Below are 21,896 nucleotides of genomic sequence, written 5' to 3'. Positions count from 1 at the left end.
CCGCTCCTACGTGCGCGGGCCCACCGGCACGTCCAGCGGCCTGGCCAGACCCGCGATGCCTTCGTCGAGGCGTTGCAGATGGCGCAGGACGCGGAACGTGACGGTGTGCGCGGCCGGGACGCCGAGGCCGTCCGTCTCCAGCATCGCGGCGATGCTCGCCCCCGACTCGACGCTGCCCGTCGTGTCCGTCTCGGTCACGTGCGCGACGAGCACGTCGATGTTGTGGGCGATGCGCCGGGCCGCCCGCCCCAGGCGCGGGTCGGCGCCCACCCGCTTGCTGTACGGCACCAGTTCGGCCGTCGCCGCCAGGGAGCGGGCGTGGTAGGCCGACGTCTCCAGGAGCGCCACGAGGTAGCGGACGGTCTGGCGCCGCTCGCGCAGCGGCGTGATCGGATGCGTCAGCGGCCGGGTGGAGGCCCGCAGATCGTCGAGGGCGGTGTCCAGGTCCCTGGCCTTGTCCAGGAGGTCGGCCGCGGGGCCGCCGCTGAGCTGCGCCACCGCGTCCGCCACGACCTCGCCGAGCCGCTCCAGGACGGTGGCGAGCAGTTCGTCGGTGCGGCTGTCGGTCCGCACGGGCAGCACCAGGATCGCCGCGATGATGCCGCATGCCGCGCCGAGGGCCGTCTCCTCGATGCGCAGGACGAGCACGTCGAGGCTGTAGGTGTTCAGGAGTGTGTACAGCAGGCCCAGCATCGCCGTCACGAAGAACGACATGAGCGCGTACGACAGCGGGGCGGTGAAGAACATCGCGAAGACGCAGAGCAGGACGAGGGCGAACGCGAGCCAGGTGTGGTGGCCCACCGCCCCGGCCAGCACCACACCCGCGACGACGCCGAGCACCGTCCCGAGGAGCCGGCGGTAGCCCTTGACGACGATCTCGCCGGTGGACGCCGTGTTGAGGAAGACGACCCAGCAGGTCAGCACCGCCCAGTACCAGCGCTGGGTGGACAGGAACTCGCCGCCGACGATGGCGAGCGCCGAGCCGACGGCGACCTGGAACGCGGCGCGGGTGGTGGGCCGCCGCAGTCCGCGCGGCTCGTCGCTCTCCTCCTCGGCGGGCGCCTCCTTCTCCGCCGTTATCGACACGTCCTCCGCGTCGAACTCCTCACGCGAGCGGGTCGTGGCGGGGGAGTCGTCGGACTCGTCCTGCGGCCCGTCGAGCGCGAGCCGCAGGCCCATCACGGCGCGGGCCGCCTCACCGATGCCGCGGAACACGTCCTGCGCGGCGAGCGTGGCGCCGGGCGGCATGCGCTCCTCGTCGCGGTAGCCGAGCAGCCGGTTGCGGACGTGGGCGACGGCGGTGCCCCGGTTGGCGTCGGCGGGGCGCGCCACCATCAGGTGCAGGGCGCCCAGGTCGCGGCGGAGCGTGGCGGTCGCCTCGTCCTCGCGGGGCAGCAGCGCGCCCGCGGCCGGTACCGGCGCACCCGGCAGATGCAGCGTCAGCGTGTCGGCGCGCTCCGCGCTGCGGGCGTTCAGGAGCAGCATGCCGAGGCGCTCGGCGGAGACCTCGGCATCCGCGACGCGGCGCTGGATCAGCGCGGCCGTGGCCTCGTCCCGGGTGCCGTCCTCCAGGCGGGCCTGGATCATCAGCGCCGACTCGTGCAGCCGCGCCGTGTGCCGGCGCAGGTCGTCCAGGACGTCGTCGAGTTCTTCGGGAGGGGCGTCGAGGAGCCGGGTCTGCGCGGTGACCAGTTGGGCGAGCCGCGCCCGGAACGCCTCGCGCAGCCGCCCGAGGACCCGCTGCGGTGTCTCCGGCACGAGCAGGAAGCGGGCCACCGCGCTGCACGCGAAGGCGACCGCCAACGTGGCGAAGAGGCGCGGCAGTTGCTCCACCGTCGCGTTCACGAACAGGGACACGAAGTAGACCTGGAACCCGATGAGTCCGAGAGCGGTGCCCCGGTCGCCGAATCTGCGACTGTAAACCGCGCCGAAGATCAGCGCGATGAAGAACAGGTCACCGGCGACGACCCGGCTGTGCAGCAGGGCGCCGAGCGCCATCGCGGTGAGCGCCACCGGGAGACCGAGCGCGAGGGTGACCGCCTGTCCGCGCACCGTCTTCTCGCGGATCGCGAACGTGGCGACCATCGCCGCCATCGCGCCCGCGACCATGTGCGTGACGTCGGTTCCGGCGAGGCCGAGCACGGCGAGCGCCAGGCCGATCGCGGTGACCGTCCGCAGCCCGGCCATCAGCCGCAGCAGCCCCGGGTCGGACGCCACGAAACGGTCCCACGCCCGGGTCGGGCCCGGCCGTCGTGCCACCTGGGTCACCTGAGTCGCTCCAAGATCGATCCGTCGTTCGTGCCCCCGAGCATACGAGGATGCGAACGCGGCCCTTGACGTGAGCATGGCCTAGTCCTTTACTGCTCCTGCGGTGGTTCATATCGATACGCAGCGTTCATGGACGTGAATCTCCCCGCTGCCTCCCGAGAGAAGGCCCCCATGCGCAGACGCCACTTCCTCGCCTGCGGCGCCGCCCTCACGGCGACGACCGCGCTCACCCCCCTCGCCCACGCCGCCCCCCGCCCCGCGACCGCGCTGCCGCCCCGCGCCGAGATCATCGCGGTGCTGCGCCGCGTCGCCGACCACTGGATCGGCGCCCACACCGACCCCGGCGACAACCTCTGGGCCCGCGCCACCTTCTTCAGCGGCCTGCTCGCCCTGCGCCGCCTGACCGGCGACACCCGCTACCTCACCTATGCGCGCAACTGGGCCGAGGCCCACGCCTACGCGCTCAACGGCGGCGTCACCACCCGCCACGCCGACAACCAGTGCGCCGCCCAGGCCTACCTCGACCTGTACGCGGCCGAGCCCGAGGAGGCCAAGCTCACCGCACTCGAAGCGAACCTGCGCCGCATGACCTACACCGACCAGCCCGACAAGAACGACGACTGGTGGTGGGACGACGCCCTGCACATGGCCATGCCGCCCTTCGCCCGCCTCGGCGTCCTGCGCGCCGATCCCGCGTACGCGCGCAAGCTGCACCGCCTGTACACCCACACCAAGCACACGGAGGGCGGGCCCGGGCTCCTCGACGACTCCACCGGCCTGTGGTACCGCGACAAACGCTTCCTGCCCGGCGGGATCGTCGCGCCCTCCGGGAAGCCGGTCCTGTGGTCGCGCGGCAACGGCTGGGTCGCGGGGGGCCACGTCAAGACCCTGAAGGCGCTGCCGGCCACGCACCCCGACACCGCCGAGTACCGGGCCACGCTGACCCGCCTGGTCAAGGCGGTCGCCGCCGTCCAGCGCCCCGACGGGTTCTGGAACGTGAACCTCGCCGACCCCGCCCATCTGCCGGGCCCCGAGACGAGCGGCACCAGCTTCTTCCTGTACGGCACCGCGTACGCGATCCGCGCCGGACTCGTCGACCGGGCCGCGCTGCTCCCCGTCGCGGCCCGCGCCTGGAACGGGCTCGTCACCACGGCCGTGCACCCCGACGGCTTCCTCGGCTATGTGCAGAAGGTCGGGGACCGCCCCGAGTCGAGCCAGCCCATCACCTACGACAGCACCGCCGACTTCGGCGTGGGCGGCTTTCTCCTCGCCGGAACGGAACTCGCCGCCCTGGCCTGAAGCCCCTACCGCTCCCCGACCGCTTCGAGCACCGCCGCCACCAGCGGGCCCGACGACTCCCCGCCCCGGCCGCCCCGCCGCATCACGGCGGCCGCGGCGAGGTCGCCGTGCCAGGCCGCGAACCAGCCGTTGCTCCGCTCCTGCCCGGCGACCTCGGCGGAACCGGTCTTCGCCCCGATGTCCCCGGACAGCCCCGCCATGGCACCGGCCGCCGAACCGGACGTCGCCGTCGTGCGCAGCAGATCCCGCAACTTCTCGTGCGCGTCGGGGTCCAGGGGCCGCCGCGCCGTGGCGAGCCTGCGGTGATCGACGGACGGCGCGACGAGATACGGCTGCCTGAACCGCCCCGTCCGGGCCGTCGAGACGACCGACGCCATGGTCAGGGGGTTCATCCGCACCGCCCCCTGGCCGATCAGCGACGCCGCTTTGGACGCGGCGTGCTCGACCGGCACCGCCCCGTCGAACGCCGCGACACCGACCGACCAGCCCGCGCCGATCCCGAAGACGTCCCGCGCCTGCCGGGACAGGTCGTCGTCGGCGAGCTTGCCCGCCTGCGTGATGAAAGCGGTGTTGCAGGACGCCGCGAAACTCGCCCGGAACGTGCCGCCGTCGATGGCGAAGTCATCGACGTTGTGGAACCGCCAGCCGCCGTACGAGGCCGTCCTCGGACACGGATGGGGCTTGTCCGGGTCGGCCAGCTTCTTCTCCAGGAGCAGCGACGCCGTGATCATCTTCATGGTCGAACCGGGCGCGAGCCGCCCCTCCAGCGCCGTGTCCGGGCCGTCGCCGCGGGAGTTGGCGACCGCAAGGATCTCCCCGGTCGACGGCCTGAGCACCACGATCGAGGCGTCCGTGCGCCGCGCTGCCTCCCGCTCGGCCACTTCCTGCACGCGTGCGTCGAGCGTGGTCCGCAGCCGCCCGGGCGCGCCCTCGGGGACGGAGAGCACCGCTGTGCCGCTCGGCGGCGCCGCCTGCGACCCGGCCCCCGCGCGCGGCACGAGGCGCAGTTCGACGCCCGGCCTGCCGCCCGCCGCCGTCCCGTACGCCCGCCGCAGACCGTCCACGACCGGGCCGAGCGAGGGCAGCGCCCGCGTGTCCAGCGCCCGGCCCCGCCGGTCGACCGCGCGGACCGGCGCGGCCCCCGCCCGCCGCACCACGAACCGCTTCCCCTGCCCGAGCGCCGGGTGCAGCACCTGGGGCTCCCAGCGCACGACGGCCTTCCCGTCCCCGTCCCGGCGCACCACGGTGAGCGCACCCCGGTAGGACAGCGGCGCGCGGGCACCCTCGTACGCGAACTCGGCCCGCACCGAGAACGGCACCCGCGCGCCGTGCGGTGCCCCGGGCCGTACCTGCCGCGCCGTGAGCCGGGCGCGTGCCTTGTACGCACGCAGGGCGGCGCCTGCCGCCCGAGGGTCGTCCGTGCGGCTCGCCGCCGCGCCGCTGTCGCCCTCGGCCCAGGCGCCGAGGAAACCGTCCGCCGCCGAGCGAACCTCCGACGCCGACAGGGGCCCGGTCCGCGGGGCTCCGCCGCCGTCGGACACGGCGCAGGCGCCCGCCCCCGCTCCGAGGAGGCCGACCGCGACCGCGCCCGCGACCCAGCGGTGCCGTCTCCCGCGCTCGCCGCCCACGAGGCCTCCACCCTGCCGCTGATCGATCCTGTCCCGACGCCTCACGGTAGGGCGGGCGACGGCCCCGCCCCCTGTCGGAATGCGCCGTTCAGGGGCGCGCCGGTTCGGCGCCCATATCTCCGGACCCCCGAAAGTCACTGGGGACACCCCCCGGCCGCCCGGTGGGTCTGCCGTATGGTGCCGCGTACCCGGCACCGGCAAGCCTTGGGCCATGGACGATCACGAGTTCACCGCGACCACCGGCCCGGCCCGCCGCTCCGTACTCACCATGGGCGCGGTCGCCGTCGCCCTGTCGGCGCTCGGCGCGACCTCCGCGTCGGCCGCCACGCGGACGGCCCCCTCGGCCGGCCGCGCACGGCTGCGGCTGCCCGCGCCGACGGGCCCGTACCCCGTCGGAACCACCAAGCTGCGCCTGGTGGACCACGACCGGCGCGACCCCTGGACGGCGGCCCCCGTACGGGAGTTGCTGGTGGACGTGCGCTATCCGGCGCGTTCCGTGGCCGGGTACCGCCGCGCCGCGCAGATGACGGCGGGGGAGGCGGCGGTTTTCGACGGGCTCAACAACTTCGCGGGGCTGCCCGCGGGCCGCGTCGACTGGGCCGCCACCCGCACCTTCGCCCACATCGGCGCGCCCCTGGACCGCCGGGCGCCGCGCCCGGTGGTGCTGTACTCGCCGGGCGTCCTGGACCCGCGCACCCTGGGCACCACCCTCACCGACGAACTCGCCTCCCGGGGCTACGTGGTGATCGCGGTCGACCATCCCTACGACGTGTCGGCCGTCGAGTTCCCCGACGGCCGCGTCGTCACGAGCCGGCTGCCGCAGGAGTTCGCCGCGGCCCAGGAGGGCGGGCCCGCCGCGGTGACGGCGCTCCTGGAGAAGACCGCGGCGGTCCGGGTCGCCGACCTCCGCTTCGTCGTCGACACCGTGACGCGCGCCTTCGACGAGGGCCGTCTCGACCCGGCGCCGATCGCCGCGTTCGGCCAGTCCGCCGGCGGCTTCGGCGCCCTCCAGGCGCTGCACGACGACCGCCGCCTCGCCGCCGCCGCCGACCTCGACGGCGTCCTCGCGTACGTGCAGGACGATCACGACGAGGGGAACCTCTCCACCGTGGCCGCCGAGGGCACGGACCGCCCGGTCCTCCTCATGGGCGGCGACGGGAACGACCGCACCACCGTGCCCTCCTGGCGGGAACTGTGGCGGCACAGCACAGGCCCCCGCCTCGACGTGACCCTCACCGGCTCCCGGCACGCGACGTTCACCGACGCGGCGAGCCTGCTCCCGCAGATCGCCCGCCACGTCGGCCTGGACCGGAAGACGCTGACCGGCTGGGTCGGCACCGTGCCGACGGCCCGGGCGGTCGCGGCCCAGCGGGCGTACACGACCGCCTTCTTCGACCGTCATCTACGCGGCAGGGACAGCGGTCTCCTCCACGAGCCGTCGGCGCGCTTCCCCGAGGCCGATGTCGTGCCCGGACCGTTTGGCGGTGCGGTCAGCCGAGGCCGAGCGCGCCGATCGTGAGGTCGGCCATCGCCGCCTCGCCGCGCGCGTTCGGGTGCACCGGCACGAAGTTCGTGCCGAACAGCGCGGGCTCCACCCAGCGCGCGCCGCTCGCCTGACACGCGTCGTGCCCCTCGGACGCCGCGGACAGATCGACGTACGTCGCCCCGGTCTCCTCCGCGGCCCGCCGCACCGCGCTGTTGAGGTGGGTCTGGATGTCGCGCACGTACGGTACGTCGCCGGACGCGATCGGCATCTTCGCGAAGCAGCCGGCCTGCGCCTTGGCCGGCATGATCCAGGGGTAGCCGAGGATCGCGACGCGGGCCTGCGGCGCCTTGTTCCTGGCAGCCTGGAGCGCGGCCTTCACCGCCGGGTAGGTCTTGCCGTCGATCTCGTCGGTGAACTTGGACCCGTACAGGGACGAACACGGATGCCCCTGCCCCGCGGTGGCGATCCCGGCCGTCGCGCAGGCCAGGACCGTGTTGATGAACGTGTTGTTGTCGTTGCCGCCGATCGTCATGGTCACGAGGCGGGTGTCCGCGCCGAGCGCGTCCAACTGGGGCGGGACGCCGGGGTACTGCGCCGAGGCGAAGTCCTTCGTCTGGGCTCCGCCGCAGGTCACGTCCTTCAGGGTCGCGCCGGTGCGGGCCGCGAGGACGTGCGGGTAGTTCGCCGTGGAGCGGGCGCACAGCAGGTTCGCGGACGGGTCCAGGGGGAGGACACCCGACGCGGCGCTGTAGCTGTCGCCGAGGGCGACGTAGGGGAGGGGCTGCGGTGCGGCCTGGGCCGGGGCGGTGAGGCCGATACCGGCCACCGCGGCTGTCACGGCCACGGCCGCGAGGTGCTTCCTGAACGCGCGGAACTCCATCTGTTGCTCCTTCGAAACCCGCTCGGCGCAAGGCCAAGTTCCGTATGAGACAGGGGACTTCAGCGCTGACAGTTGAAGCTACCGACGAGTTCGAATTTGCGTCAATAGGCGTGCACGCACGTCATGACCCGGGAAAGACGGGACCACGGAGCGGCACGGGGCCGCGCGGCGCTCAGCCGGCCGGCGGCGCGCCTTGCGGGAGGGCGAAGTCGAGGACGTCCTCCGCGGTGCGCTCGGTGAGCTGCGCCGCTTCGCGTACGTCGGCGAGGACATCGCCCTGCTCGTCGACGAGACGGTCGTAGATGGGCGCCGGGGCGGTGGACGGTGCGGGCACGGTGCGAGGCTCCTGCTCTTCGGCGGCGCCGGGGCCCGCGCGCTCCGCGCGACCTCGTGCCACCTGGTGGTTCGGGACAAAGGGGGACCCTACGCGGCCCCGGTCCGCCGCGATCAGCCGGGGCCCCGCCATGGTCACCGGCGATGCCGACGCACCCCCGTGCCAGACTCGGACCCATGAGGATCAGAGACGCCCGGGACGAGGACTGGTCCCGGATCTGGCCGTTCTGGCAGCGGATCGTCCGCGCCGGCGAGACGTACACCTGGGACCCGGAGACCAGCGAACCCGACGCCCGCGCGCTGTGGACCGGCCCCGGGAAGCGGGTGTTCGTCGTCGAGGACGACGCGGGGGAGATCGTCGCCACCGCGTACGTCAAGGCCAACTACGGCGGCCCGGCGGCGGCCGTCGCCAACGCCGGGTTCATGGTGGACCCGGCCCACGGCGGGCGCGGCCACGGCCGCGCCCTGGCCGCACACGTCCTGGCCGAGGCCAAGGCGGACGGCTACCGCGCGATGGTCTTCAACGCCGTGGTGGAGACCAACCCGGCGGTCGGGCTGTGGAGATCGCTGGGCTTCACGATCCTCGGCACCGTGCCGGACGCCTACGACCACCCGCGCCACGGCCGGGTCGGACTGCACATCATGCACCGCGCGCTGTAGAAGGGCGGTGGCGCCGGGGGCACCCCATCGGGTTAGGCTTACCTAACTAACCGGCGGGGTGTCCCCGTTGTGGTCCGCGCCTGCCCCGAAGGAGCCCGCATGACGGCGACGCCCGCCGCCGAGCCGCCGACCGCCCTCGCGTCCGCCGCGCCCCGGGACCCGCGCCGCTGGCTCGTCCTCGGCGTGATCTGCCTCGCGCAACTCGTCGTCATCCTCGACAACACGATCCTGAACGTCGCCGTCCCCACCCTCACCGACGACCTCGGCGCGACCACGGCCGACATCCAGTGGATCATCAACGCCTACGTCCTCGTACAGGCCGGGCTCCTGCTCACCGCGGGCGCCGCCGCCGACCGCTACGGCCGCAAGCGGCTGCTGCTGGCGGGCCTCGCCGTCTTCGGCGCGGGATCACTGGCGGCCGGACTCGCCCAGAGCGCGGCCCAGTTGACCGCCGCTCGCGCCGGCATGGGCGTCGGCGGCGCCCTGCTCCTGACCACCACGCTCGCCGTCGCCGTCCAGACCTTCGACGACGACGAACGCGTCCGCGCCATCGGCATCTGGGCCGCGGTCAACGCCCTCGGCTTCGCCGCGGGCCCCCTCGTCGGCGGCGTCCTCCTCGACCACTTCTGGTGGGGCGCCCTCTTCCTGGTCAACCTGCCCGTGGTCGTCATCGGCCTGTGCGCCGTCGCCCGGCTCGTGCCGGAGAGCCGGGCCGAACACGGGCACCGGCCGGACCTGCCCGGCTCCCTGCTCTCGACGGTCGCCATGACCGCGCTCGTCTACGCCGTCGTCTCCGGCCCCGACCACGGCTGGACCTCCTCCCACGTCCTGCTGGGCGCCGCCCTCGGAGCCTGCGCGCTGGCCGCCTTCGTCCTCTGGGAGCGCCGCTTCCCGCACCCCATGCTGGACATGAGCTTCTTCCGCGACCGCACCTTCACGGGCGCCGTGTTCGGGGCCCTGCTCATCACGTTCGGCAGCGGAGGCGCCCTGTTCCTGCTGACGCAGCAGCTCCAGTTCGTGCTCGGCTACGGCCCGTTGGAGGCGGGCCTGCGCACCGCCCCGTTCGCCCTGACCGTCGTCCTGCTCAACTTCACCGGCGTCTCCACCCGGTACGGCGCCCGGCTCGGCATCCCGGGGAGCGTCGCCCTCGGCATGACGCTGCTGGCCTGCGGACTGGCCGCGGTCGCCCTCGCCGGACGCGTCGTGGACGGGTACGGGGGACTGCTCGTCGGCCTCGTCCTGATGGGCGTGGGCTGCGCGTTCGCTAACCCGGCGATGGCCGTAGCCGTCCTCGGCGCCATCCCCCGCGAGAAGGCGGGCGCGGGAGCGGGCATCGAGGGCACCGTCACCGAGTTCGGCAGCGGCCTGGGCGTCGCCGTGCTCGGCGCCGTGCTCAGCGCCCGCTTCTCCGCGCTGGTCCCGGTGACCGCGGCCTCGCTCCCCGCGGCGCTCGCCGCCACGGACTCGGCCGCCGAACGCCACACGGTGACGCGGGCGTTCGGCTCCGCCCTGGAGACCGGCCAACTCGTGGGCGCGGCGGCCGTGCTGGCCGGTGGGCTGACCGCGGCGACGCTGCTGCGCCGGGCCGAGCGGGCGAAGGCGCCGGTGCCGGTCGCCGTCACAGGTCCAGCGTGAGACGCGGTCCCTTCGCGCGGGACACGCACACCATCAGCGTCTCGCCTGCGGCCTTCTCCTGCGGGCTCAGCACGCTGTCGCGGTGGTCGATCTCGCCTCCCAGCACATCGGTCTCGCAGGTGCCGCAGGTCCCCTCGGCGCAGGAGTACAGGACCTCGATGCCCGCGTCCCGCAACGCGGCGAGGATCGTCCGGTCCGCCGGTACCGTCACCGTCCGCCCCGACCTGGCCAGTTCGACCTCGAACGGCCGGTCCCCGGCCGTCTCCGCGACCGTCGGCGTGAACCGCTCGGTGCGCAGCGCCTCGGCCGGCACCAGCGCCTCGACCGCCGACAGCAGCGACTCGGGCCCGCAGGCGTAGACGAGTTCACCGGGGCGCAGACCGGCGAGGTGGGAGACCAGATCGAGCGGCCCCTCGCACAGGTGGAGCCGCTCGGCCGGGTACCGGGCCGCCAGCTCCCCGGCGAACGCCTTCGAGCGCCGGGACCGTCCCCCGTAGAAGAGGGACCACGGCGCCTCCACGGTCAGCATCGGCAGGATCGGGGTGATGCCGATGCCGCCCGCCACGAACCGGTAGGCGGGCGCGGGTTCGAGCCGGAAGTGGTTGCGCGGGCCGCGTACCGACACCCGCGCGCCGGGCCGCAGCACGTCGTGCACGTGGGCCGAGCCGCCCCGGCCGCCGGGCTCGCGCAGCACGGCGATGCGCCACGCGTGGGCATCGCCGCCGCACAGCGAGTACTGCCGTTCGAGGCCGTCGGCCAGGAGCAGGTCGACGTGGGCGCCCGGCTCCCACCCGGGCAGGGGTGCGCCGTCCGGGTGGCGCAGGACGAGGGAGACGACGTCGGCGGCCTCCTCGCGGCGGTCGGCGACGACGAGGGTGAGCGGGTCGAGCGGATCGGTCACGAGGCGCGGTCCTCTTCCGTGGTGGGGTGGTCGGGGTGGGCGAGCATCCATTCCCACATCGCGACCGGGTCCTGGCAGGTGTGGAGCGCGCCGCAGTGGCACCGGCCGCTGAGCAGGTCGGTGCCGGGCAGCCACTCGACGCGGAAGACCTGGCCGCTCATCCGGCGGCCAGCTTCCCGAGGATGCGGCGCGCGGCGAGGCCGCCGGTGTCGATGTTGATGCTCAGCTCCTGGTAACCGGCGGGCTCGGTGTCCAGGGTGCGTTGCAGCAGATTGAGGGCGTCCACGTCCTGCATGACGACCTTGTGGTTGAAGTCCCGCAGGAACGTGGTGACCTCGTCGTCGTCCACCGCGAAGTCCCGGGAGACGGCCCAGAAGTCGTAGACCTTGCCGGGGGCGGACGGTGTGATGGCGTACGTGATCTCCGTACGGAACTGCGGGGTGTCGGCGCCTGCCGGGCTGATGCGGCTGTGCAGCAGGTACAGGCACGGGGCGTGGTACTCGATGTCCTGGAGGCGCTGGATCCGCCCCTCGATCCCGGTGGACCGGGCGTAGAACGGCGGGCATTCGGCGTCCCGCATGTGCCGCGAGACCCGGACGATCCCGGCGTCCTCGTCGACCTCCGTGGTGATCGGGGTCTCGGCGACCTCCGGCGTCCCGATGTAGCCGCCGTGCAGATACGTCTCGTGCGAGAGGTCCATCAGATTGTCGACGAGCAGCATGTAGTCGGCGTCGATCGGTTCCATGCCGCGCACGGTGACCCAGCCGTCCTCGGCGAGATGCGGGGCGCGCGGGATCGTGGTGGCGTCGGCCGCCGCCGGGTCGCCGAGCCACACCCACACCATCGCGTCGACCTCCGCGACGGGGTACGAACTCACCCTCGCCGTCCGGGGGATCCGCTTCTGCCCGGGCACGTACACGCACGTACCGGTCGTGTCGTAGGTGAAGCCGTGATAGCCGCACACCACCCGGTCACCGTCGAGGCCACCGGCGGAGAGCGGGAACCGGCGGTGCACGCACCGGTCGGCGAGGGCGACCGGCTCGCCCGCCTCGGTGCGGTACAGGGCGATCGGCTCGCCGAGCACGGTGCGGCCGAGCAGTTCGCGGCCGACCTCCGCGCTCCACGCGGCCACGTACCACTGCTCGCGGGCGAAGGCCGAGTGGTTCGGGTGTCCGGTCATGGCAGGCGTCCCTCCTGTCATCGCGCGCGGCACCGTCGCCGCGCGTCGCCCACCAGAGTGGTGACCGGCGTCACAGCCCACAACGTCCCTTCCGTCAGGCGGAAGCCGGGGGTGGGGCGGGGTGCCAGCCGAGCGCCCGGGAGATGCCGCGTCCGGCCACCTGGACGGCCGGGATCAGGGCGGGCGTCCGCGGACCGGTGACCGGGACGACGACGGAGACCGCCGCGACGACGTCGCCGCGTGGCCCGCGCACCGGCGCCGCCACGGACAGCGCGTCCTCGGTGATCTGCCGGTCGCTCACCGCGACGCCGCCCCGCCGCACGTCGGCCAGGACCCGCCGCAGCCGGTCCGGATCGGTGACGGTGTACGGGGTGAACGCGGCCAACTCCCCGGCGTGGTACCGCTCCTGGAGCTCCGGGCCCCCGTGGGCGAGCAGCACCAGGCCCACCCCCGTGGCGTGCAGCGGCCAGCGCGCGCCGACCCGCGAGTGCACACCGACCGCCGACCGGCCCGACAGACGCTCTATGTAGACGACCTCGAGGCCGTCGCGGACGGCGAGATGCACGTTCTCGTGGGTCGCCTCGTACAGGTCCTCCAGGAACGGCAGCGCGGCCTGGCGCAGCCCGAGCCCGCGCGGGGCGAGCGCGGCGAGCTCCCAGAGCCGCAGCCCCACGTGGTAGCGGCCGGTGTCGTCGCGTTCGAGGGCGCCCCACCGGGACAGCACGCCGACGAGCCGGTGCGCGGTGGGCAGCGGCAGGTCGGCCCGGTGGGCGATCTCGGTGAGGGTCAGGGCCGGGTGGTGCTGGTCGAACGCGCCGAGCACGTCGAGCAGCCGGTCGGCCGCGGAGCGGTTCACCGGCCGTGCCTACGGGCTCGGCGTCGGGCAGTGGGCGCGGAGGAAGTCGAGCAGCACGGCGTTGAAGCGCTCGGGCCGCTCGGCGCCCGGCAGGTGCCCGGCCTTCTCGATCACGGCGAGGGTCGCGTCCGGGACGAGCCCGGCGATCGCCTCCGCCTCGGCGACCGGCGTGTACACGTCGTCGGCGCCGACCACGACGAGCGCGGGCACCCGGGCCGCGGCGAGGCTGTCCCGGTAGTCGGGCCGCTCGGCCCGCCCGCGCAGCGCGGCCGCCGCACCCCGCGGATCGGTCGCCCGCATCATGGCGAGGACGCGCTCGGCTACCTCGGGCAGCGCCGCCACGTTGTAGGCGGCCAGCATCTTGTCGATGACCTCGTCGGCGTACCCGTCCATGCCCTCGGCGAGCAGCCGGTCGGCCATCCGGTTGCGCGCCGCCCTGCCCTCGGCGGTCTCGGCCGGCGCCGAGGTGTCCGACAGGACCAGGGCACGGGTGCGCCCCGGGTGGCGCAGATGGAACTCCATGGCGATCTGCCCGCCCATGGACACGCCGCCGATCACCGCGCGCCCGATGTCCAGGTGATCGAGGAGGGCGGCGACGTCGTCGGCGAAGCGGGACAGCGGGACGCTGCCCGGGGTGACGTCGCTCGCCCCGTAGCCCCGGAGATCGGGCGTCAGCACCCGGTACCCGGCCGCGGCCAGCGCCTCGGCCTGAGGGCGCCACAGCGTGCGGTCGAACGGATGCCCGTGCACCAGGACGACCACGACCCCGTGCGGCGGGCCGAAGTCGTCGTGGCGCAGTACGGCGCCGTCCACCGTGAGTCGATCCACCGAGCACTCCTGACCTGGTCGTCCGCCGCTGATCCGGTGGCGGCACCGTAGGCCGCGCCGTCCCGTTCGATCAAGGGGCTCACACGATCACCGGCCCGGAGCGCTCACTAAACTGGAGGACACCCGTACTGAGGAACGCCTTTGATCACGCACCACCGCCCCGACATCCGCCTCGTCGTCACCGACATGGACGGCACCCTCCTGGACGCCGACGGACGCATCCCGGACTCCCTGTGGCCGCTGCTGGCCGAGCTGAACCGGCGCGGCATCGTCTTCTGCCCCGCCAGCGGCCGGCAGTACGCGACGCTCGCCGACCAGTTCGCCGCCGTGGACGACGGCGGCATGGTGTACATCGCGGAGAACGGCACCTACGTCGTCCGCGGCGGAGCCGAGATCAGCTCCGACCCGATGGACCCCGCCGTCGCCCCCTGGATCGTCAAGGAGGTCCGCCGCCTCACGGAGGAGGGCGTGGACGCGGGCGCCGTCGTCTGCGGCAAGCGGTCCGCGTACGTGGAGCGCTCCGACGAGGCGTTCCTGGCGGAGGTGCGCAAGTACTACCACCGCCACGAGATCGTCGAGGACGCCACCGCCGTCGAGGACGACGTGCTCAAGGTGGCCCTGTTCGACTTCGGCCGCGCCGAGGAGACCACGGCCCCCGCCCTCGGCCCCCTCACCGACTCCCACCAGGTCGTCGTCTCCAGCGCGCACTGGGTCGACGTCATGAACCGCACCGCCGACAAGGGCGCGGCGGTCCGCCGCCTCCAGGCCGCCCTCGGCATCACCGCCGCCCAGACCATGGTGTTCGGCGACTACCTCAACGACCTGGAGATGCTGGACGCCGCCGACTGGTCCTACGCCATGGCAAACGCCCACCCGGACGTGCGCCGCCGCGCCCGCCACCTGGCCCCGCCGCACACCGAGAACGGGGTCGTGCGCACCGTCCGGGAGGTCCTGGAGCTGCCCGCCGAGTGACTCGGGCGTTTCGTGGAGGGGGCGCGTGCCGGAGCGTGGGCCCATGACACCAGAGGCCATCCACGCACCCGGCCCCGGCCGCGCCGCCTGCTACGCCTGCCGCGCCGAAGCCCGCTTCGACACGCTGCCGCCGCGCGAGCGCATCGCCGCCGACCCGCACTGGCGCACCACCCACGCCTTGGGCACCGCACTGCCCGGCCGGCTGGTGCTGGTGTTGGTGCTGGTGCCGCGACGCCATGTCACCGCCGTGCACGACCTCACCGGCGAGGAGGCCGCCACGCTGTGGAGTGGCAGGTCCGCCTCTCCCGGGCGCTGCGCGAGGTGACCGGATGCGCCAGGACGTACGTCGTCCCGTTCGCGGAGGCCGAGGGGTCCGCGCACGTCCACTTCCACAGCGTGCCGCGCGCCGACGACCTGCCCGCGCCCTGGCGCGGGCCCGGCGTCTTCGCGTTGCGGAGCCGCCCCGAGGCGGACCAGGTGACCGCCGACCAGGCCGACGACCTGGCCCGCGCGCTGCGCGCCAGGCTGTGAGCACGGCCGCCGACAGCAACGTCCGCGCCACGCAGCCGGATTGCACCCCTCCATTGGCATGGACCTGTTCATGATCCCTCGCTAGGCTCCTCCACGGCACCTCGGGGGAGCGCTCCCAGCTGTGCCGATCCACCGCTGTCCCATGCCTGTCCCATCCTGTTCCACCCCCACACGGGAACGACGAAGGGCTGATCCATGCGACGTACCAGACCTGTCCGTGCCGTCCTGACCGCGCTGCTGGTCACCGGCGCCTGCGCCACCGCCGGATTCCTCCCGGCCCAGGCGGCCGGCGCGGACACCCCGCGGACCGAACGCGCCGCCGCCTCCGAGGGACTCCTCAGCGCGATGCAGCGTGACTTCGGCCTCACCGCCGCGCAGGCCGAGGCCCGGATCGCCGCCGAGAAGCAGGCGACCGCCACCGAGAAGAAGGCCCGGCGAGCGGCCGGATCCGCCTACGCCGGATCCTGGTACAGCCCGCGGAGCCGGACGCTGACCGTCGCCGTGACCGACCGCGACAAGGCCGCGGACGTACGGGCCACCGGCGCGAAGGTCCGCCTCGCCGATCGCAGCGCCGCCCAGCTCGACGCGGCCAAGAAGCGGGTCGACGCACTCCACGCACCGGCCGGCGTGAGCAGTTGGCGCGTCGACTGGAAGTCCAACCGGGTGGTCGTCGAGGTGCTCGCCGACCGACAGTCCGACAACGATGTCAAGGGCTTCCTCGCCCGCGCCCGCGCAGCGGCCCCGCTGACGGTGCGCACCACGCAGCACGCCCCCACCACCCTCGCCGCGGGCACGGTCGGCGGGGACCCCTACTACACCGGCAACGTCCGCTGCTCCATAGGCTTCTCCGTCCACGGCGGCTTCGTCACGGCCGGGCACTGCGGCGGCGCCGGGCAGGGGGTCAGCGGCTGGGACGGCTCCTACATCGGCAACTTCCAGGGCTCCTCGTTCCCCGACAACGACTACGCGTGGGTCAACGTCGGCAGCGGCTGGTGGACGGTCCCGGTCGTGCTCGGCTGGGGCACCATCTCCGACCAGCTCGTACGCGGTTCGGCCGAGGCCCCGGTCGGCGCCTCCATCTGCCGGTCGGGCTCCACCTCGCACTGGCACTGCGGCACCGTCCTCGCCAAGAACGAGACCGTCAACTACAGCCAGGGCGCCGTCCACCAGATGACCAAGACGAGCGTGTGCGCCGAACCCGGCGACTCGGGCGGCTCGTTCATCAGCGGCGACCAGGCCCAGGGCGTCACCTCGGGCGGCTGGGGCAACTGCTCCAGCGGCGGCGAGACCTGGTACCAGCCCATCAACGAGATCCTGGGCCGCTACGGCCTGACCCTGCACACGGCCTGAAGTGAGAGCCGGGCGCGAGCGGCCCGTCGCACCGTCAGTTCACCGCCCGTTCAGGTGAGTTGAGGGAACGCGTCGCCCGGTGCTGTCGGGGGCATGACATCACTGTCATGCCCCCACAGTGACGCAGGAGACCCCAGTGAATCCCAGCAGAGCCCTCCGCAGAGCCGCCCTCGCCACCGGCGGCGCCCTCGCCCTCGTCATCGGCTTCGCGGGCAGCGCGCTCGCCGCGCCCCCCGGCGCCCTGCCTGCTGCCGCCGACGCGACCGAGCAGACGTACCAGCCCGCGTACGACTACGACACCGACGGCTGCTACCCGACGCCCGCCATCGGCCCCGACGGAACCGTCAACGGCGGCCTTCAGCCGAGCGGCGCGCTCAACGGGCAGTGCCGTGACGCCTCCGACCTCGCCAACACCAACGGCTACGCGCGCTCCAAGTGCAACAACGGCTGGTGCGCCGTGCTGTACGGCCTCTACTTCGAGAAGGACCAGGCGGTGGCCGGCAGCGGACTCGGCGGACACCGCCACGACTGGGAGCACGTCGTCGTCTGGATCCACGACGGCCAGGCCGCCTACGTCGCCACCTCCGCCCACGGCGGCTTCCACATCTACCCGCGCGAGCAGATCCGCTGGGACGGCACCCACCCCAAGGTCGTCTATCACAAGGACGGCATCAGCACCCACTGCTTCCGGCCGGCGACCTCGGGCGACGAACCGCCGGAGAACCACCGCGGGACCTGGCAGTTCCCGGCCCTGGTCGGCTGGAACGGCTATCCGGCCGGTCTGCGCGAGAAGTTGAGCGCCTACGACTTCGGCAGCGCCAACTTCGGCCTGAAGGACGCGAGCTTCGCCAGTCATCTCGCCGCCGCGCTGCCGTCCGGCGTGCCGTTCGACGTCAACGCGTGAGCGGCCGGACAGGGCTGCCCCGACCGTAAGTTACTGAACCGTAACCTCCTGGGTGCTACCCGCGGTAACGAGTTGCTCGATAGCGTCCCGGCGACGCGTGGGGCCGGTGGGGACGACCGGCCGCACGCCTCGTCGGCCTGCTCGCCTCGGGCCGTCCGCCGTCAGGTCCGGAGCCCCGCTCCGCCTGAACTCAGGAGGTTTGCCATGCCCGCATCCACCCGCCTGCTGGCCGCGGCCGTCGTCACCGCCGCCTGCCTGGGCGCGCAAGCCGTACCCGCCGCCGCACAGTCCGGCACGCAGAACGAGGTCTCGCGCGGCGTCACGATCCCCGCCTTCTACAACCCGCCCGCCGAACTGCCCGCCGCCAACGGCGCCTTGATCCGCAGCGAACCGCTGCCGCTGGCGCTGAGCCTGCCCACGCTGCACGGGCCGCTGCCCGGCACCGCCACCCGCATCATGTACCGGACGACCGACTCGACCGGTGGCCCCGCCGCGGTCACCGGCGCCTACATCGAGCCCGCGGCGAAGTGGCGCGGCGAGGGTCCCCGCCCGCTGGTGGCGCTCGCCCCCGGCACCATGGGCCAGGGCGACCAGTGCGCCGCCTCGCTCGGCCTGGAGCACCCGCTGCGCCTCAACGGGCAGACGGTGTCGGTCGGTTACGAGGATCTGGCCATCTACCGGCTCCTCGCCAAGGGCGTCGCGGTCGTCGTCACCGACTACATCGGCCTGGGCGCGACCGACCGCCTGCACACCTACGTCAACCGGCTCGACGAGGCGCACGCCGTGCTCGACGCCGTCCGCGCCGCCCGCGCGCTCGACGGGGCGACGGTGACCGCCGACTCGCGCGTCGGCCTCTTCGGCTACAGCCAGGGCGGCGGCGCCACCGCTGCCGCCGCCGAGCTCCAACCGGAGTACGCGCCCGACATCACCCTCTCCGGTACGTACGCGGGGGCGCCGCCCGCCGACCTGACCGAGACGACGAAGGGCATCGACGGCACCGATCTCGCGGGCGCGCTCGGCTGGTCCCTCAACGGATTCCTCCAGTCCGACCCCGAGCTGCGGCCGATCGCCGAGGCCCACCTCAGCGACAAGGGCCGCGCCGCCCTGAAGGACCTCTCGACGATGTGCGTCGGCGACACCATCCTCGCCTACAACTCGGCGCGCAGCTCGTCCTGGACCACCGACGGCAAGAGCCTCGCCGAGATCATCCAGGCCGAACCCCGCCTCCAGGCGTTCCTCGCCGACCAGCGCATCGGCACGATGAAGCCGGCGAGCCCGGTCCGGGTCGCCACCGGCGTCAGCGACAACCTCGTCCCGCACGGCCAGGCGCGCCAGTTGGCCGTCGACTGGTGCGGGCGCGGCGCGCAGGTCACGTACAAGCCGGTGCGCCTGCCCGACGTGGGGCGCGCCCTGCTGAACCACTTCGCCCCGCTCCTCACCGACCAGGGCACCGCCGTCACCTGGCTCACCGACCGCCTCGCCGGTGAGCCCGCCACCTCCACCTGCGCGGCCCTGCCCACACAGCCCTGATGTGACAGCATGAGCGGGCTCAGCCCCGTCGCTCCGTACCCGCCGCCAGAAGGGATGCCCCGGCCCATGGTCCGCGCCGTCACCCTCATCCGCTCCGACGCCCTGTCCGATGTCGCGGAGTACGCGTACGCGGCCACGGCGCCGGCCGACGCCCGGCTCGTGTTCCTCGCCGGGGCCTGCCCGTTGGAGAAGGACGGTTCGACGGCGGCGGTCGGTGACTACGCGGGCCAGGCGGCCAAGTGCGTGGAGAACCTGCGGACCGCCCTCGACGCGGCCGGCGCCGAGCTGCGGGACGTCATCAGCACCCGGGTGCTCGTCGCGTCGACACGGCAACCGGATCTGGTGGCGGCCTGGGAAGTGGTCAGGGACGCCTTCGGCGAGCACGACGTGCCGAGCACCTTGCTGGGCGTCACGGTGCTGGGCTACGCCGACCAGCTCGTCGAGATCGAGGCCGTCGCGGCCGTGCTCGACGACTGACAGGTCTGCCTTGCCCGCAGGTCCGACCGCCCCGCACGGAAGGGCGGTCGGACCCGGCCGGCGGTGTCAGAGCGCGGTGACCTTCACCGGCTCCGTCTCGGCGGTGCTGTGCCGCTCCGCCCAGCTCTCCAGCGCCGTCCTGCACGCGTGGTCGAGATGGTGCAGGCCCGACAGGTGCAGTTCGACGGGCCTGTCCTGCGGCAGGGCCTCCAGGCTGTCGAGGATCTTCGGCAGCCGCAGGAACGTCGCGTTGCCCGACAGGTACGCCTGGACCGGACCCGCGCCCTTGTCTATGACCTCCAGCTTCACGTGCGAGGCGTCCCAGGCCGTCTTGACGACGGACAGGGCGACGCCGACGAGCACGCCCTCGAACATGCTGACCGCGACGATCGACACCGCGGTGACGACCAGGATCAGGGCCTCGCCGCGGTGTTCGCGCCACAGCTTCAGCAGTGAGCGGACCGGGATGAGCTTGGCCCCGGCGTGCACCAGCACACCCGCGAGCGCCGGGATCGGGAAGTAGGCGAGGACGCCCGGCAGCAGCGCGGCGAACAGCAGGAGCCAGACGCCGTGCAGCACGCGGGACGCCTTGGTGCGGGCGCCCGCCTGCACGTTGGCAGCGCTGCGTACGATCACCGCCGTCATGGGCAGCGCGCCGAGCACACCGCACACCGCGTTGCCCGCGCCCTGCGCCAGCAGTTCCTTGTCGTACGCGGTCCGGGGCCCGTCGTGCATCCGGTCCACGGCGGCGGCGCTGAACAGCGACTCCGCCGAGGCGATGAGCGTGAACGCCACGACGGTGCCGATCAGGCCGATGCTCGCCAGCTCACCGAAGGCGCTCATCGACGGCGGCTGGATCGAGCCGAGCAGACCGTTGACCTCGACGGTCGCCACGGGCGCGTCGAGAAGGACCGCGGCGGCCGTCGCGAGCCCGATCGCGGCGAGCGGCCCGGGGACCACCCGCACCCGCGCGGGCAGCCGCTTCCACAGCACCAGGACGGCGACGGTGCCGGCGCCCAGCGCCAGCGAGGCGAGCGATGTCGTGCTGTCCAGGGCGTCGACCACGGCCTCGGGCAGCCCGGCGATCTTGTCGAGCCCCGACTCCGGTGCCTTCGCGGCGAGGACCGAGTACAACTGGCCCGCGATGAGCACGAGTCCGATACCGGCCAGCATGCCCTCGACCACCGAGACCGAGATGGCCCGGAAGTAACGGCCCACCTTCAGGGCGCCCATGCCTATCTGGAGCAGCCCCGTCGCGAGGACGATGACGCCGAGAACGGGCAGGCCGAACTCGTCCACGGCCTCGTACACGAGCACGGTCAACCCGGCCGCGGGCCCCGAGACCTGGAGGCTGCTGCCGCGCATCAGGCCGGTGACGATGCCTCCGACGATGCCGGTGACGAGACCCAGCTCGGCCGGGACGCCGGAGGCCACGGCCACGCCCACGCAGAGCGGGAGCGCGACGAGGAAGACGACAAGAGAGGCGGTGAAATCCGCCTTCAGGTGCGGGTATTTGGTCATCAGGGTGCTCACAGGACCTCGAACGTGTCGGTGTCCGGGCGGTGTTCACGGACACATCCGGTGTGGACCTCGTAGTACCAGCCGTGCAGGCGCACCCGGCCGTCCGCGAGGCGGCGCTCCACGCACGGGTACGAGCGCAGCCGCAACAACTGGGCGAGGACGTGGTGCTGGACGGCCGCCGCGACCGCGGGGTCCGCCGGGTCCCCGGTGGGAGGGTGCTCGGTGGCGTGCGCGAGCCAGTCGCGCACGGCGGGCACTGCCTCGAGATCGTCGCCGCGCACCAGCGCGCCGACCGCCCCGCAGTGCGAGTGTCCGCAGACGACGATGTCCTGGACACCGAGCACCTCGACGGCGTACTCGATCGTGGCGCTCTCCCCGCTGGGCAGACCGGTCGGGTGGGCGGGCACGATGTTGCCCGCGGTGCGCAGTTCGAAGAGTTCTCCGGGGCGGGCGCCGGTGATCAGGGCCGGCACGACCCGGGAGTCGGAGCACGTGATGAACAGAACCTGGGGGGACTGGCCCTCGGCGAGCCGGGCGAACTCCTCAGGGCGTTGTCCGAACGTGCGGGCGTTGTCGATGAGGGGCTGCATGACGTGGTGATTCCTCCTGGCGCGCCGTGGGGGCGCGTCGGGCTGACAGGACAGGTGGGGGACGTGT

The 21,896-nt window shown here is 73.6% G+C and carries 22 protein-coding genes; 11 read left to right on the top strand and 11 right to left on the bottom strand.

Annotated elements, in window-relative coordinates; translation table 11 throughout:
- Positions 1-6: 6 nt before the first annotated feature.
- A complete protein-coding gene (locus ACIRF8_RS10880; protein ID WP_404214251.1) occupies positions 7-2,187 on the bottom strand; it encodes an FUSC family protein in 2,181 nt (726 codons plus the stop codon).
- Between the two features lie 252 nt (positions 2,188-2,439).
- On the opposite strand from ACIRF8_RS10880, the gene ACIRF8_RS10875 reads away from it, so the two are divergent.
- A complete protein-coding gene (locus ACIRF8_RS10875) occupies positions 2,440-3,567 on the top strand; it encodes a glycoside hydrolase family 88 protein (protein WP_404213199.1) in 1,128 nt (375 codons plus the stop codon).
- A 5-nt stretch (positions 3,568-3,572) separates the two neighbouring features.
- Here the strand turns inward: ACIRF8_RS10875 and ACIRF8_RS10870 are convergent, their stop codons facing one another.
- Positions 3,573-5,195 (bottom strand): penicillin-binding transpeptidase domain-containing protein, encoded by a 1,623-nt coding sequence (locus ACIRF8_RS10870; RefSeq protein ID WP_404213197.1) that lies wholly within the window; start codon positions 5,193-5,195, stop codon positions 3,573-3,575.
- A gap of 211 nt (positions 5,196-5,406) precedes the next feature.
- Here ACIRF8_RS10870 and ACIRF8_RS10865 point away from each other — a divergent pair, with 211 nt between their 5' ends.
- Positions 5,407-6,714 (top strand): alpha/beta hydrolase family protein, encoded by a 1,308-nt coding sequence (locus tag ACIRF8_RS10865; RefSeq protein WP_404213195.1) that lies wholly within the window; start codon positions 5,407-5,409, stop codon positions 6,712-6,714.
- Here ACIRF8_RS10865 and ACIRF8_RS10860 read toward each other — a convergent pair.
- Complete coding sequence (locus tag ACIRF8_RS10860; RefSeq protein WP_404213194.1) at positions 6,686-7,561, bottom strand: SGNH/GDSL hydrolase family protein; 876 nt, start codon at positions 7,559-7,561, stop codon at positions 6,686-6,688. The two genes, ACIRF8_RS10865 and ACIRF8_RS10860, sit on opposite strands and share 29 nt — an antisense overlap.
- 172 nt (positions 7,562-7,733) lie before the next feature.
- On the bottom strand, positions 7,734-7,895 hold the full coding sequence (locus ACIRF8_RS10855) for a hypothetical protein (RefSeq protein WP_404213192.1): 162 nt from the start codon (positions 7,893-7,895) through the stop codon (positions 7,734-7,736).
- Positions 7,896-8,071: 176 nt separating this feature from the next.
- Here ACIRF8_RS10855 and ACIRF8_RS10850 point away from each other — a divergent pair, with 176 nt between their 5' ends.
- Together ACIRF8_RS10850 and ACIRF8_RS10845 are read left to right on the top strand one after the other, a co-directional pair.
- Positions 8,072-8,554 carry a GNAT family N-acetyltransferase gene (locus tag ACIRF8_RS10850; protein ID WP_404213190.1) on the top strand — a complete coding sequence of 161 codons (483 nt, stop codon included), beginning with the start codon at positions 8,072-8,074 and terminating at the stop codon, positions 8,552-8,554.
- A 99-nt stretch (positions 8,555-8,653) separates the two neighbouring features.
- Positions 8,654-10,189, top strand: a complete 1,536-nt coding sequence (locus ACIRF8_RS10845) for an MFS transporter (RefSeq protein WP_404213188.1) — start codon at positions 8,654-8,656, stop codon at positions 10,187-10,189.
- Here the strand turns inward: ACIRF8_RS10845 and ACIRF8_RS10840 are convergent.
- The 5 genes from ACIRF8_RS10840 to ACIRF8_RS10820 form a co-directional block, all read right to left on the bottom strand.
- Positions 10,173-11,090: a PDR/VanB family oxidoreductase gene (locus ACIRF8_RS10840; RefSeq protein ID WP_404213186.1), complete on the bottom strand. Its 918-nt coding sequence runs from the start codon at positions 11,088-11,090 to the stop codon at positions 10,173-10,175. The genes ACIRF8_RS10845 and ACIRF8_RS10840 overlap by 17 nt on opposite strands.
- Positions 11,087-11,251: a hypothetical protein gene (locus tag ACIRF8_RS10835; protein WP_404213185.1), complete on the bottom strand. Its 165-nt coding sequence runs from the start codon at positions 11,249-11,251 to the stop codon at positions 11,087-11,089. Before ACIRF8_RS10835 ends, ACIRF8_RS10840 begins: the two co-directional genes overlap by 4 nt.
- Complete coding sequence (locus ACIRF8_RS10830; RefSeq protein WP_404213183.1) at positions 11,248-12,270, bottom strand: Rieske 2Fe-2S domain-containing protein; 1,023 nt, start codon at positions 12,268-12,270, stop codon at positions 11,248-11,250. The genes ACIRF8_RS10835 and ACIRF8_RS10830 overlap by 4 nt, the downstream gene beginning before the upstream one ends.
- Positions 12,271-12,364: 94 nt before the next feature.
- On the bottom strand, positions 12,365-13,126 hold the full coding sequence (locus ACIRF8_RS10825; protein WP_404213181.1) for an IclR family transcriptional regulator: 762 nt from the start codon (positions 13,124-13,126) through the stop codon (positions 12,365-12,367).
- 9 nt (positions 13,127-13,135) lie between these two features.
- Positions 13,136-13,954 carry an alpha/beta fold hydrolase gene (locus ACIRF8_RS10820; RefSeq protein ID WP_404213179.1) on the bottom strand — a complete coding sequence of 273 codons (819 nt, stop codon included), beginning with the start codon at positions 13,952-13,954 and terminating at the stop codon, positions 13,136-13,138.
- 141 nt (positions 13,955-14,095) lie between these two features.
- On the opposite strand from ACIRF8_RS10820, the gene ACIRF8_RS10815 reads away from it, so the two are divergent.
- The 7 genes from ACIRF8_RS10815 (at position 14,096) to ACIRF8_RS10785 (ending at position 19,718) form a co-directional block, all read left to right on the top strand.
- Positions 14,096-14,926, top strand: coding sequence for a Cof-type HAD-IIB family hydrolase (locus ACIRF8_RS10815; protein WP_404213177.1), 831 nt, complete (start codon positions 14,096-14,098; stop codon positions 14,924-14,926).
- 43 nt (positions 14,927-14,969) lie between these two features.
- Positions 14,970-15,251 (top strand): hypothetical protein, encoded by a 282-nt coding sequence (locus ACIRF8_RS10810; protein ID WP_404213176.1) that lies wholly within the window; start codon positions 14,970-14,972, stop codon positions 15,249-15,251.
- The gene (locus tag ACIRF8_RS10805; RefSeq protein ID WP_404213174.1) at positions 15,209-15,457 is read left to right on the top strand and encodes a hypothetical protein; all 249 of its coding nucleotides are present in this window, start codon (positions 15,209-15,211) and stop codon (positions 15,455-15,457) included. The genes ACIRF8_RS10810 and ACIRF8_RS10805 overlap by 43 nt, the downstream gene beginning before the upstream one ends.
- A 195-nt stretch (positions 15,458-15,652) precedes the next feature.
- Complete coding sequence (locus ACIRF8_RS10800) at positions 15,653-16,807, top strand: S1 family peptidase (RefSeq protein ID WP_404213172.1); 1,155 nt, start codon at positions 15,653-15,655, stop codon at positions 16,805-16,807.
- A 136-nt stretch (positions 16,808-16,943) separates the two neighbouring features.
- Positions 16,944-17,711, top strand: coding sequence for an NPP1 family protein (locus tag ACIRF8_RS10795; RefSeq protein ID WP_404213170.1), 768 nt, complete (start codon positions 16,944-16,946; stop codon positions 17,709-17,711).
- 204 nt (positions 17,712-17,915) lie between these two features.
- Positions 17,916-19,241: an alpha/beta fold hydrolase gene (locus ACIRF8_RS10790; protein WP_404213168.1), complete on the top strand. Its 1,326-nt coding sequence runs from the start codon at positions 17,916-17,918 to the stop codon at positions 19,239-19,241.
- 66 nt (positions 19,242-19,307) lie between these two features.
- Complete coding sequence (locus tag ACIRF8_RS10785) at positions 19,308-19,718, top strand: RidA family protein (protein WP_404214250.1); 411 nt, start codon at positions 19,308-19,310, stop codon at positions 19,716-19,718.
- Positions 19,719-19,784: 66 nt separating this feature from the next.
- Here ACIRF8_RS10785 and ACIRF8_RS10780 read toward each other — a convergent pair whose 3' ends face one another.
- A complete protein-coding gene (locus tag ACIRF8_RS10780; protein ID WP_404213167.1) occupies positions 19,785-21,239 on the bottom strand; it encodes a SulP family inorganic anion transporter in 1,455 nt (484 codons plus the stop codon).
- An 8-nt stretch (positions 21,240-21,247) separates the two neighbouring features.
- Positions 21,248-21,829 carry a carbonic anhydrase gene (locus ACIRF8_RS10775; RefSeq protein ID WP_404213165.1) on the bottom strand — a complete coding sequence of 194 codons (582 nt, stop codon included), beginning with the start codon at positions 21,827-21,829 and terminating at the stop codon, positions 21,248-21,250.
- Positions 21,830-21,896 lie beyond the last annotated feature (67 nt).

The sequence above is a fragment of the Streptomyces sp. NPDC102406 genome (assembly GCF_044765725.1).
Taxonomy (GTDB): domain Bacteria; phylum Actinomycetota; class Actinomycetes; order Streptomycetales; family Streptomycetaceae; genus Streptomyces.
This window is presented reverse-complemented; position numbering and strand designations above follow the sequence as displayed.

What these genes read in the sequence shown, in the direction of transcription:
- ACIRF8_RS10880 (WP_404214251.1), bottom strand. Translation starts at nt 2,187, where the DNA reads ATGGCCGGGCTGCGGACGGTCACCGCGATCGGCCTGGCGCTCGCCGTG.
- ACIRF8_RS10875 (WP_404213199.1), top strand. Translation starts at nt 2,440, where the DNA reads ATGCGCAGACGCCACTTCCTCGCCTGCGGCGCCGCCCTCACGGCGACG.
- ACIRF8_RS10865 (WP_404213195.1), top strand. Translation starts at nt 5,407, where the DNA reads ATGGACGATCACGAGTTCACCGCGACCACCGGCCCGGCCCGCCGCTCC.
- ACIRF8_RS10860 (WP_404213194.1), bottom strand. Translation starts at nt 7,561, where the DNA reads ATGGAGTTCCGCGCGTTCAGGAAGCACCTCGCGGCCGTGGCCGTGACA.
- ACIRF8_RS10850 (WP_404213190.1), top strand. Translation starts at nt 8,072, where the DNA reads ATGAGGATCAGAGACGCCCGGGACGAGGACTGGTCCCGGATCTGGCCG.
- ACIRF8_RS10845 (WP_404213188.1), top strand. Translation starts at nt 8,654, where the DNA reads ATGACGGCGACGCCCGCCGCCGAGCCGCCGACCGCCCTCGCGTCCGCC.
- ACIRF8_RS10835 (WP_404213185.1), bottom strand. Translation starts at nt 11,251, where the DNA reads ATGAGCGGCCAGGTCTTCCGCGTCGAGTGGCTGCCCGGCACCGACCTG.
- ACIRF8_RS10830 (WP_404213183.1), bottom strand. Translation starts at nt 12,270, where the DNA reads ATGACCGGACACCCGAACCACTCGGCCTTCGCCCGCGAGCAGTGGTAC.
- ACIRF8_RS10810 (WP_404213176.1), top strand. Translation starts at nt 14,970, where the DNA reads ATGACACCAGAGGCCATCCACGCACCCGGCCCCGGCCGCGCCGCCTGC.
- ACIRF8_RS10800 (WP_404213172.1), top strand. Translation starts at nt 15,653, where the DNA reads ATGCGACGTACCAGACCTGTCCGTGCCGTCCTGACCGCGCTGCTGGTC.
- ACIRF8_RS10790 (WP_404213168.1), top strand. Translation starts at nt 17,916, where the DNA reads ATGCCCGCATCCACCCGCCTGCTGGCCGCGGCCGTCGTCACCGCCGCC.
- ACIRF8_RS10785 (WP_404214250.1), top strand. Translation starts at nt 19,308, where the DNA reads ATGGTCCGCGCCGTCACCCTCATCCGCTCCGACGCCCTGTCCGATGTC.
- ACIRF8_RS10780 (WP_404213167.1), bottom strand. Translation starts at nt 21,239, where the DNA reads ATGACCAAATACCCGCACCTGAAGGCGGATTTCACCGCCTCTCTTGTC.
- ACIRF8_RS10775 (WP_404213165.1), bottom strand. Translation starts at nt 21,829, where the DNA reads ATGCAGCCCCTCATCGACAACGCCCGCACGTTCGGACAACGCCCTGAG.